This window comes from Streptomyces sp. NPDC006265 (assembly GCF_040613555.1).
Classification (GTDB): domain Bacteria; phylum Actinomycetota; class Actinomycetes; order Streptomycetales; family Streptomycetaceae; genus Streptomyces.
The window spans coordinates 1-10,255 of the sequence record NZ_JBEXSH010000261.1; the positions used below are offsets into that span (position 1 = coordinate 1).

Annotated in this window: 10 protein-coding genes and 1 pseudogene; 6 read left to right on the top strand and 5 right to left on the bottom strand. The window is 70.9% G+C overall.

Translation table 11 applies throughout. From position 1 onward, the window contains the following. Together ABZ281_RS21500 and ABZ281_RS21505 are read right to left on the bottom strand one after the other, a co-directional pair. Positions 1 to 315, bottom strand: a 315-nt coding sequence (locus ABZ281_RS21500; protein WP_356657715.1) for a universal stress protein, incomplete at its 3' end; no start/stop codon positions are given. A gap of 2 nt (positions 316 to 317) precedes the next feature. Beyond that, positions 318 to 1,817: an APC family permease gene (locus ABZ281_RS21505; RefSeq protein ID WP_356657717.1), complete on the bottom strand. Its 1,500-nt coding sequence runs from the start codon at positions 1,815 to 1,817 to the stop codon at positions 318 to 320. A 156-nt stretch (positions 1,818 to 1,973) separates the two neighbouring features. On the opposite strand from ABZ281_RS21505, the pseudogene ABZ281_RS21510 reads away from it, so the two are divergent. From ABZ281_RS21510 to ABZ281_RS21520, 3 genes and pseudogenes are all read left to right on the top strand, one after another. Continuing rightward, positions 1,974 to 2,165 (top strand): annotated as a pseudogene (locus ABZ281_RS21510) (site-specific integrase); the annotation flags it as partial. Positions 2,166 to 2,244: 79 nt separating this feature from the next. Next, on the top strand, positions 2,245 to 3,159 hold the full coding sequence (locus ABZ281_RS21515) for a HipA family kinase (protein ID WP_356657719.1): 915 nt from the start codon (positions 2,245 to 2,247) through the stop codon (positions 3,157 to 3,159). Continuing rightward, positions 3,156 to 3,476 carry a SelT/SelW/SelH family protein gene (locus ABZ281_RS21520; protein WP_356657721.1) on the top strand — a complete coding sequence of 107 codons (321 nt, stop codon included), beginning with the start codon at positions 3,156 to 3,158 and terminating at the stop codon, positions 3,474 to 3,476. The genes ABZ281_RS21515 and ABZ281_RS21520 overlap by 4 nt, the downstream gene beginning before the upstream one ends. Before the next feature lie 16 nt (positions 3,477 to 3,492). Here ABZ281_RS21520 and aceB read toward each other — a convergent pair whose 3' ends face one another. Together aceB and ABZ281_RS21530 are read right to left on the bottom strand one after the other, a co-directional pair. Further along, complete coding sequence (gene aceB / locus ABZ281_RS21525) at positions 3,493 to 5,118, bottom strand: malate synthase A (protein WP_356657723.1); 1,626 nt, start codon at positions 5,116 to 5,118, stop codon at positions 3,493 to 3,495. A 208-nt stretch (positions 5,119 to 5,326) separates the two neighbouring features. Then, on the bottom strand, positions 5,327 to 5,941 hold the full coding sequence (locus ABZ281_RS21530) for a nucleotidyltransferase family protein (protein WP_356657725.1): 615 nt from the start codon (positions 5,939 to 5,941) through the stop codon (positions 5,327 to 5,329). A gap of 279 nt (positions 5,942 to 6,220) precedes the next feature. Here ABZ281_RS21530 and ABZ281_RS21535 point away from each other — a divergent pair, with 279 nt between their 5' ends. Further along, entirely contained in the window at positions 6,221 to 6,514 is a 294-nt protein-coding gene (locus ABZ281_RS21535; protein WP_356657732.1) for a DUF5955 family protein, read from the top strand. Between the two features lie 246 nt (positions 6,515 to 6,760). Here the strand turns inward: ABZ281_RS21535 and ABZ281_RS21540 are convergent, their stop codons facing one another. Next, the gene (locus tag ABZ281_RS21540; RefSeq protein ID WP_356657727.1) at positions 6,761 to 7,558 is read right to left on the bottom strand and encodes an IclR family transcriptional regulator; all 798 of its coding nucleotides are present in this window, start codon (positions 7,556 to 7,558) and stop codon (positions 6,761 to 6,763) included. 235 nt (positions 7,559 to 7,793) lie between these two features. On the opposite strand from ABZ281_RS21540, the gene allB reads away from it, so the two are divergent. Both allB and alc read left to right on the top strand, forming a co-directional pair. Further along, the gene (gene allB / locus ABZ281_RS21545) at positions 7,794 to 9,134 is read left to right on the top strand and encodes an allantoinase AllB (protein ID WP_356657729.1); all 1,341 of its coding nucleotides are present in this window, start codon (positions 7,794 to 7,796) and stop codon (positions 9,132 to 9,134) included. A 37-nt stretch (positions 9,135 to 9,171) separates the two neighbouring features. Further along, positions 9,172 to 10,255 (top strand): allantoicase (gene alc, locus ABZ281_RS21550; RefSeq protein ID WP_356657730.1); only part of this gene is annotated, 1,084 nt, incomplete at its 3' end.

Here is a 10,255-nt window from a genome sequence, read left to right on the forward strand (position 1 = left end):
GGTGCCCACCACGATGACCCGGGCGCCATGACGGGCCGCCGCCTCGATCAGCGCCTGCGCGGGCCGCTCGTCGATGAGCTCCACGGACGTCCGGACACCGGACTCCTCGGCCACCCGGACCGCATGACCGAGCGCGGTGCTGCCGGCCTCGCGGACGGCCTCGTGGTGAGCGCTGTACTCCTCGCCCGTGACGCCGGGGGCGGCGACACCGTAGACGATCACCAGGGGCTCGTCGTAGGCGGTCGCCACCTCGATGGCCACGCGCAGGGCCTGCAGGGCGCCCGGGGACCCGTCGTATCCGAGGACCTCCGACATCTTCAGGACCCCTTGCCGTCGACGAGGGCCGGGTCGACCACGCTCGGGTGTTCCGACCAGAAGGCGGGCGCCATCAGCCGCCACACGACCATGAGGACCACGCCCGCCACGACGATGCCGACGCCGATGACGAGCGGCGGACCGAGCCCGAACCACGAGATTCCGCTGTAGGAGTTCTCGGGGTCGGACATGTCCGCCACGGATTCCACCAGCAGCCAGGCCAGCAGCCCCGCACCGACCAGCGGGCCGAGGCCGATCAGGAAGAAGTTGCGGGCACTGCGGGTCAGTTGACGGCGGTAGTACACCGCGCAGGCCAGGCCCGTGAGCGCGTAGTAGAAGGCGATCAGCAGGGACAGGGCGGTGAGGGAGTCGAAGAGGGCGTTCTCGCTGACGTGGTAGAGGACGAGGTACCAGGCGATCGCGATGCCCGCGACCCACCAGGTGCTCACGTCGGGGGTGCGGAACCGCGGGTGGATGCGGCCGAAGTGCGCGGGCAGGGCATGCCGGCGTGCCATGGACAGGCCCGTGCGCGACGCCGGGATGATCGTCGTCTGGGTGGAGGCGAGGGCCGACGTGGAGACCGCCAGCAGGACGACCCAGTCCCAGTCGCCCATGGCCTCCTCGGCGAGCAGGGCGAAGATGAACTCCTCCTCCGCCGCGTTCTCGGCGAGGTAGTCCGTCCCCGCGTAGGCCACGACCGCGAAGGCGACCGCGACGTAGGTCACCAGCAGCAGCACCGTCGACCAGACGGCCGCCTTGCCGGGGGCGGTCGCCGGGTCCTCGACCTCCTCGGTGAGGTTGACCGCCGACTCCCACCCCCAGTAGATGAACACGCCCAGCAGCAGGGACGCGGTCAGTGACGCACCGCCGGCTCCGAAGGGGTCGAGCCAGTTGAACTTCGGGTCGATGGCGTCCAGGGTGCCGGTGTCGGCGTAGACGCGGTAGAGCGCCACCACGGCGAAGGCGAGCAGGCAGGCGACCTGGGCCAGGATGAGGACGTTCTGCACCTTGGCCGAGATCTCGGTGCCGATCACGCACACGGCCGTCATCACCAGGATGAGCAGCACCGTCAGCACCTGGCGCACCACGTCGTTGTCGGCCCAGCCGTCCAGGCCGACGGCGAGCAGGAAGAACGTCACGGCGACGTCCGCGAGCGACCCGACGACCAGGACGCCCGTCATCGTGATGGCCCAGCCGCCGAGCCAGCCCGCCCACGGCCCCATGGCGCGGGTGACCCAGGAGAAGGTCGTGCCGCAGTCCTGGTCGACCTTGTTGAGGTAGTAGAACGCCGACGCGATCAGCAGCATGGGCACGAACGACGCGAGCATCACCCCGGGGGCGTAGATGCCCACCAGCGCCACGATCGGTCCGATGACCGCCGCCACGGAGTACGCGGGGGAGGTCGCGTTGAGGCCGATGACCAGCGCGTCGACGAACCCGATCGCGTCGGGCTTCAGGCTCGCCCGCGGGGGCGGGCCCGAGTCCGTGATGCCCTTGGCCATGCTCCCTCGCTCCTGTTGTGTGCATCCATACAACAGGGGCTTTTGGGGCACTTTGGGCATTTATGCCCTTTCAGGGCCTCATGTCGCCCTCAGGCTGCGGACCAGCAGGTGCAGGAAGTGCGGCGTGCCGACCACCGCGGCCATCAGGCCGGCGCGCTGGAGGCGGAAGAGCCCGTGGTGACCGTGGCGCGGCGGCTCGGGCGCTCCTCCCCGGCGATCACCCTCGGTTACTATGCTCACTTCATGCCGGAGGCCGGAAGCAAAGGGCGGACGGCCATTGACGGACTGCTGGGGAGGGAGGGAGTTCTGCATGCCGGTTCCATCTCCCCCCATTCTCCCCAGGGCTGATGACGGGCCATTCCCGCTGTTGGGTACCTCCGAGGTCGGCTATGGATTGCAAGGTCTATGAGGTGGGTGACCTGAGAACATGCTGAGGAAAGTCGCCGCGACCCGCTATATCGAACCACTGCGGACGGGCGGCTCCGTCCCCGGAGTCGTCGAGGCGGACGACCTCGGCACCTACGTCGTGAAGTTCACCGGCTCCGCGCAGGGCCGCAAGGCGCTCGTCGCCGAGGTGATCGTGGGGGAACTGGCCCGCGCCCTCGGGCTGCGCTTCCCCGAGCTGGTCCTGGTGCATTTCGACCCGGCGATCGCGGACCACGAATCCCACCAGGAGGTACGGGACCTGCACGAGGCCAGCGCGGGCGTGAACCTCGGCATGGACCACCTGCCGGGCGCCCGGGACTTCACCCCGGAGATCGCCCGGGTCTTCCCCGTCGATCCCCTGGAGGCGGGGCGGATCGTCTGGCTCGACGCGCTGACCGTGAACGTCGACCGTACGGTGCACAGCTCCAACCTGATGCTCTGGCCCACCCTCGGCGTCGCACCACCGCGCCTGTGGCTGATCGACCACGGCGCCGCCCTGGTCTTCCACCACCGCTGGGACGCCACCGACCCCCGCAAGGCCTACGACTTCCGGCACCACGCCCTCGGCCATTACGGGCCCGACGTCCGGGCCGCCGACGCCGAGCTGGCGCCCCGGGTCACCGAGGAGTTGCTGCGGCGGATCCTCGCGGAGGTCCCGGACGCCTGGCTCGCGGACGAGCCGGGCTTCGCCGGCGCGGACGAGGTGCGCGCGGCGTACGTGACGTACCTGCACGCGCGCGTGCAGGCCTCCGGGGACTGGCTGCCCACGGGCTTCCCCACCCGGGAGGAACTCGCCGCCGAGGAGGCCCTCCGGGCGGCGAAGAACCAGCAAGGACGCCCCGCGTGGCTCAAGCAGGTGCCCGACCTGCACGGCAAGCCCGCGGCCGAGCAGGATTGGTCGGTGCACCTCGGATGACGGATGTTCAGCGGGTCGAGATCGAACTGTCGGAGGACGCCCCGGGCGCCTCGGCACGGGTTGAGATCGAGTACTGCACCCAGTGCCGCTGGCTGCCCCGAGCGGCCTGGCTGGCGCAGGAACTGCTCACGACCTTCGAGGCGGAACTGACGGAACTGGCCCTCAAGCCCGGCACCGGCGGGGTGTTCATCGTCCGCGTCGGCGACGAGGTCGTCTGGGACCGGCGCGAGCAGGGCTTCCCGGAGCCGACGGCCGTGAAGAAGGCCGTACGCGACCGAGTGGCCCCGGACAGGTCCCTGGGCCACTCGGAACGCTGACGTCCGGCTCGGCCGGTCAGCCCTTGAGCTGCTCGTACGCCGGGAGTGTCAGGAAGTCGGCGTAGTCCTCGTCGAGCGAGACCGTCAGCAGCAGGTCGTGCGCCTGCTGCCAGTTCCCGGCCGCGAAGGCCTCGTCGCCGATCTCGGCCCGGATGTTCGCGAGTTCCTCGGCGGCGACCTTGCGGGCCAGCTCGGCGGTGACCTGCTCGCCGTTGTCGAGGACGACCTCCGCGTTGATCCACTGCCAGATCTGGGAGCGGGAGATCTCGGCGGTGGCCGCGTCCTCCATCAGGTTGAAGATGGCGACCGCGCCGAGGCCGCGCAGCCACGCCTCGATGTAACGGATGCCCACCTGCACGGCGTTGACCAGACCCGCGTACGTCGGCTTGGCGTCGAGCGAGTCCACGGCGATCAGGTCGGCCGCCTCGACGACGACGTCCTCGCGCAGGCGGTCCTTCTGGTTGGGCTTGTCGCCGAGGACCTTGTCGAAGGACTCCATGGCGATCGGCACGAGGTCGGGGTGGGCGACCCAGGAGCCGTCGAAGCCGTCGCCCGCCTCGCGGTCCTTGTCGGCGCGGACCTTCTCGAACGCCACCTTGTTGACCTCGGCGTCCCGGCGCGACGGGATGAAAGCCGCCATGCCGCCGATGGCGTGGGCGCCGCGCTTGTGGCAGGTACGGACGAGGAGTTCGGTGTACGCACGCATGAACGGGGCCGTCATCGTCACCGCGTTGCGGTCCGGCAGGACGAACTTGGCGCCGCCGTCACGGAAGTTCTTGACGATGGAGAACAGGTAGTCCCAGCGGCCCGCGTTCAGACCGGAGGCGTGGTCGCGCAGCTCGTAGAGGATCTCCTCCATCTCGTACGCGGCGGTGATCGTCTCGATGAGGACGGTCGCGCGGACCGTGCCCTGCGGGATGCCGCAGTACTCCTGCGCGAAGACGAACACCTCGTTCCAGAGGCGGGCCTCCAGGTGGGACTCCGTCTTCGGGAGGTAGAAGTACGGGCCCTTGCCCAGGTCCAGCAGGCGCTGGGCGTTGTGGAAGAAGTACAGGCCGAAGTCGACGAGCGCGCCGGGCACCGGGGTGCCGTCGGCGTCGACGAGGTGACGCTCGTTCAGGTGCCAGCCGCGCGGGCGCATGACGACCGTCGCCAGCTCCTCGTTCGCCTTCAGCGCGTACGACTTGCCGGACCTCTCGTCGGTGAAGTCGATGTTCCGGGTGTAGGCGTCGCTCAGGTTGACCTGACCGAGGATCACGTTCTCCCAGGTGGGTGCGGAGGCGTCCTCGAAGTCCGCGAGCCACACCCTGGCGCCCGAGTTGAGGGCGTTGATGGTCATCTTGCGGTCGGTGGGACCGGTGATCTCGACCCGGCGGTCGTTCAGGGCGTCCGGGGCCGGGGCGACCGTCCAGGAGTCGTCGGCGCGGATCGCGGCCGTCTCCGGGAGGAAGCCGAGGGTGGAGGTGCGGGCGATCTCGGCGCGGCGCTCGGCGCGGCGGGAGAGGAGTTCGTCACGCCGGGGCGTGAACCGCCGGTGCAGCTCGGTCACGAAGGCGAGCGCCGCTTCGGTGAGGACCTCCTCGTGCCGGGGCAGGGGTTCGGCGTCGACGATGGCCAGCGGGGACGGCGCTGGAGCGGACATGAACGGTCACTTCCTTCAGCGAGCTGTGAAGACGAGCCGGCGTGCTTGGCACCGGGTGCCAGTCTTCCCGGATACGGCGATCTGCGCCCGGGGAACGGCCGGGCGCTTCTGAACAGTGGATACTAGTTTCCTCATGGTGGAAGTTCAATCATCTGTTGATGTCGAGATTCTCCGGGTCGAGGCAAGGTGGCGCTCCGTGCCACCCCGCTCACTCCAGGTGGGCCAGATCGGCTTCGGTGTCGATGTCGTAGGGCCGGGCCACGTCCCCGCACTCGACCAGGGTGATGGCCGGCCGGTGCTCCTTCAGATAGGCGCGTGCCCCCCGGTCCCCGGTCGCAGTCGCGGCGATGCCCGCCCAGTGGGCGGCACCGAACAGCACCGGATGGCCACGCACACCGTCGTACGCGGCGGAGGCGAGCGACTCCTCGCCCTCGTACGCCGCGAGGACCCGGGCCGCTGCCTCGGGGCCGATGCCGGGCTGGTCGACGAGTGACACGAGGGCGGCCCGCGCGCCCGTGCAGGTGAGCGAGTCGAGCCCGGCGCACAGGGAACTCCCCATCCCCTGCTCCCAGTCGGGGTTGTCGACGAGCACGCAGCCCGACAGTGAGGCCCGCGCGCGCACGTCGTCGGCCTGTGCGCCCAGGACCACGTGGACGGTCGCGCAGCCGCCCTCCCGCAGCACCCGCACCGCGTGCTCCACCAGAGGCCGTCCGCGGTGGGGGAGCAGCGCCTTGGGCCGCCCGCCGAGTCGCCGTCCGCCACCGGCCGCGAGCAGCAGTCCCGCAACCGCTCGTGCCCCGCCCGTCGTCTCCCGTGTCGTCATGACTCCTGCATACCGCACGCCCCGTACAGGGGTGCGGCGGCGCGGGGCGCGCGTCGCACGGGCGTGCGCCTCGGGCCAGAAAGTCACTCAGCGAAACAAGTCGATGACGCAATGGGCTGGCGCCCGGTGGTCCGCGTCGTTTACTGTCGCCCGCACCGACCGGCCGGGCACCCGACCGCTGTCCGGTGTGGGGGACTTCGCGTCGGAAGGACATGCGCACGACGAGGTGCGAGGGGGAGGACTGTGTTGCGGAGCGTGGAGCAGAAGCGGCAGGGGTCTGTGACCGGCGGCGACGAGGACCCGCGCGTGACGGAGCTGCGCTCCGCCGTGTCCCGGTTGCGCCGCCGACTGGCCGCCCATCCCGGCGAGTTCGCCGACCGGATCATCGCCGAGGAGGAACTGGCCGCGCTGGCGGCCATGGCCGCAGACGGCATCCCAGAGACCCCCTGTCTGCGCCGCTCCCTCCTGCTGATCGCGGGCGCGATCGGCTCGGTGAGCGCCCTGTCCGCGGAACTCACGGAGGTCCGGCGGGCGGTCGACCTCTTCGGGGGGTCGGTGCGGGGGCAGGGCTAGGGGGTGTTTCGAAGGTCCTGTGCGGTGCCCGCGGTGTCCGGTGCGTGCTCTCGGCGTGGCGGCCGGAAGCCCTCGTACTGGACGTACTCGGGGTTTCGGCCGGTGCGGCGAGTGGGGGGGTACCCCCTGCTCGAGCGGAGTCGAGAGCGTGGGGGAGCGTGCCGGGCGTCGTGACGGGGCGAACGTTGCCTGTCGCGGCACTAGTTCGGGCCCGGGGTCGGCGCGGCGCCCTGCGGCCCGCCGCCGTTACGCCGGGCTCTGGCTGGCGAGCGCCTCGGACAGTTCCCCGGCGACCTGCTGGAGCACCGGCACGATCTGGTCCGTCGCCGCCTCGGTGACCCGGCCGGCGGGACCGGAGATGGAGATGGCCGCGGCGGTGGGGGAGTCGGGCACCGGCACCGCGAGGCAGCGGACCCCGATCTCTTGCTCGTTGTCGTCGATGGCGTAGCCCTGCCGGCGCACGTCCTCCAGGGCCGCGAGGAAACCGTCGGCCGTCGTGATCGTCTTCTCCGTCGCGGCGGGCATGCCCGTACGGGAGAGCAGGGCCCGCACCTCCTCCGGCGGGAAACCGGCGAGCAGGGCCTTGCCCACGCCCGTGGAGTGCGGCAGCACCCGCCGGCCGACCTCCGTGAACATGCGCATCGAGTGCTTCGACGGCACCTGCGCCACGTAGACGATCTCGTCCCCGTCCAGCAGTGCCATGTTCGCCGTCTCGCCGGTCTCCTCGACGAGCCGCGCCAGATACGGCCGTGCCCAGGTGCCCAGCAGCCGGGAGGCCGACTCGCCGAGGCGGATCAGGCGCGGGCCGAGCGCGTACCGTCGGTTGGGCTGCTGGCGTACGTACCCGCAGGCCACCAGCGTGCGCATCAGGCGGTGGATGGTCGGCAGGGGCAGCCCGCTGCTCGCGGACAGCTCGCTCAGGCCGACCTCGCCACCCGCGTCCGCCATCCGTTCGAGCAGGTCGAAGGCGCGCTCCAGGGACTGGACGCCGCCGTTGGCGGAGGACCGGGCGGAGTCGGTGGTGCTGGCGCTGGACGTCGGCACGGCGTTCCTTTCGGGGCGGGCGGGAAGGGCAGAAGCCTACCCGGCGGTCGGTTGACTCCCCGCTTGTACATAGCTACGTTCTGCGTGCTGGAAGTTTAATTCCGCTTTGTGGAAACGTCCAGGAGTTTCACCGAAGGGCGCCGCAGTCAAGTGTGCCCTTGACGTCGCGGGAGAGGGAGTGAAGACTCCTTCAACAGAAAGTTGAATTCCGTTACGCGGAAGTAAGGGGGTTCGGGTGTCCGACGCTGAACTGGTGCTGCGCTCGACGCGAGTCATCACTCCCGAAGGGACGCGCGCCGCGTCCGTCGCGGTGACGGGCGGCACGATCACCGCCGTTCTCCCGCACGACGCGCCCGTACCCGAGGGCGCTCGCCTGGAGGACCTGGGCGACCACGTCCTGCTGCCCGGCCTGGTCGACACGCACGTGCACGTCAACGACCCCGGCCGCACCGAGTGGGAGGGCTTTTGGACCGCCACCCGCGCCGCGGCCGCCGGTGGCATCACGACCCTCGTCGACATGCCCCTCAACTCCCTCCCGCCGACCACGACCGTCCCGCATCTGCGGACCAAGCAGCAGGTCGCCGCCGACAAGGCGCACATCGACGTCGGGTTCTGGGGCGGCGCCCTGCCCGACAACATCAAGGAGCTCCGTCCGCTGCACGAGGCCGGCGTCTTCGGTTTCAAGGCGTTCCTGTCGCCGTCCGGCGTGGACGAGTTCCCCCATCTGGAGCGGGACCCCCTCGCCCGCACCATGGCCGAGATCGCCGCCTTCGACGGCCTGCTCATCGTGCACGCGGAGGATCCTCACCTGCTCGCCTCCGCCCCGCAGCAGCCGGGCCCGAAGTACGCCGACTTCCTCGCCTCCCGCCCCCGGGACGCCGAGGACACCGCCGTCGCCCAGCTCATCCGCGAGGCGAAGGCTCTCGGCACGCGCGTGCACGTGCTGCACCTGTCCTCCAGCGACGCCCTGCCGATGATCGCCGACGCGCGGGCGGAGGGCGTCCGCATCACCGTGGAGACCTGCCCCCACTACCTGACCCTGACCGCCGAGGAAGTCCCCGACGGCGCCAGCGAGTTCAAGTGCTGCCCGCCCATCCGGGAGGCCGCCAACCAGGACCTGCTCTGGCAGGCCCTCGCCGACGGCACCATCGACTGCATCGTCACCGACCACTCCCCGTCCACGGCAGACCTGAAGACCGACGACTTCGCGACGGCCTGGGGCGGCATCTCCGGACTCCAGCTGAGCCTGGCCGCGGTGTGGACGGAGGCCCGTAGCCGCGGGCACGGCCTGGAGGACGTGGTGCGCTGGATGTCGGCGCGCACCTCCGAACTGGTCGGGCTCGACGACCGCAAGGGCGCCATCGCGGTGGGCCGTGACGCCGACTTCGCCGTCCTCGCCCCCGACGAGACCTTCATCGTCGACCCCGTGGCCCTCCAGCACCGCAACCACGTCACGGCGTACGCGGGCAGGACCCTGCACGGCGTCGTGAAGTCGACCTGGCTGCGCGGGCAGCGCATCGTCGCGGACGGCGCGTTCACCGAACCGAAGGGGCGGCTCCTCACCCGGACCCACTGAATCCCATACCGGACTTCGAAAGGCAGATCTGATCACCGTGACGGCGATTCCCAGCTTCACCGGCGACGCGAACCCCTACGGAGGCGGCGACCCGTACGCGGACTACCGCACCGCCGACTTCCCCTTCACCCAGTACGCCGACCTCGCCGACCGACGCCTCGGAGCCGGTGTCATCGCCGCCAACGACGAGTTCTTCGCCCAGCGCGAGAATCTGCTGGTGCCCGAGCCCGCCGAGTTCGACCCCGAGCACTTCGGCCACAAGGGCAAGATCATGGACGGCTGGGAGACCCGCCGCCGCCGGGGTACCTCCGCCGAGCACCCCTGGCCGACCGCCGAGGACCACGACTGGGCGCTGGTCCGCCTCGGCGCCCCGGGCGTGATCCGCGGGATCGTCGTCGACACCGCCCACTTCCGCGGCAACTACCCGCAGGCCGTGTCCGTCGAGGGCGCCTGCGTCCCCGGCTCACCGTCGCCGCAGGAGCTTCTAGGGGACGACGTGAAGTGGACGACCCTGGTCCCGCGCACCGCGGTCGGCGGTCACGCGGCGAACGGTTTCGCCGTCGCCGCCGAGCAGAGCTTCACGCACCTCAGGGTCAACCAGCACCCCGACGGCGGCATCGCCCGCCTGCGCGTCCACGGTGAGGTCGTCCCCGACCCCGCATGGCTGGAGGCGCTGGGCACCTTCGACGTCGTCGCCCTGGAGAACGGCGGCCGGGCCGAGGACGCCTCCAACCTCTTCTACTCGCCGGCCTCCAACACCATCCAGCCGGGCCGCTCCCGCAAGATGGACGACGGCTGGGAGACCCGCCGCCGCCGCGACCAGGGCCACGACTGGATCCGCTACCGGCTGGCCGCCCAGGCCCAGGTCCGCGCCCTGGAGATCGACACCGCCTACCTCAAGGGCAACAGCGCCGGCTGGGCCTCGGTCTCGGTCAAGGACGGCGAGGACGGCGACTGGCAGGAGATCCTGCCCCGCACCCGTCTCCAGCCCGACACCAACCACCGCTTCGTCCTCCCGGCCCCGGCCGTCGGTACGCACGCGCGCGTGGACATCTTCCCGGACGGCGGCATCTCCCGGCTCCGCCTGTTCGGCTCGCTGACCCCGGAGGGCATGAGCCGGC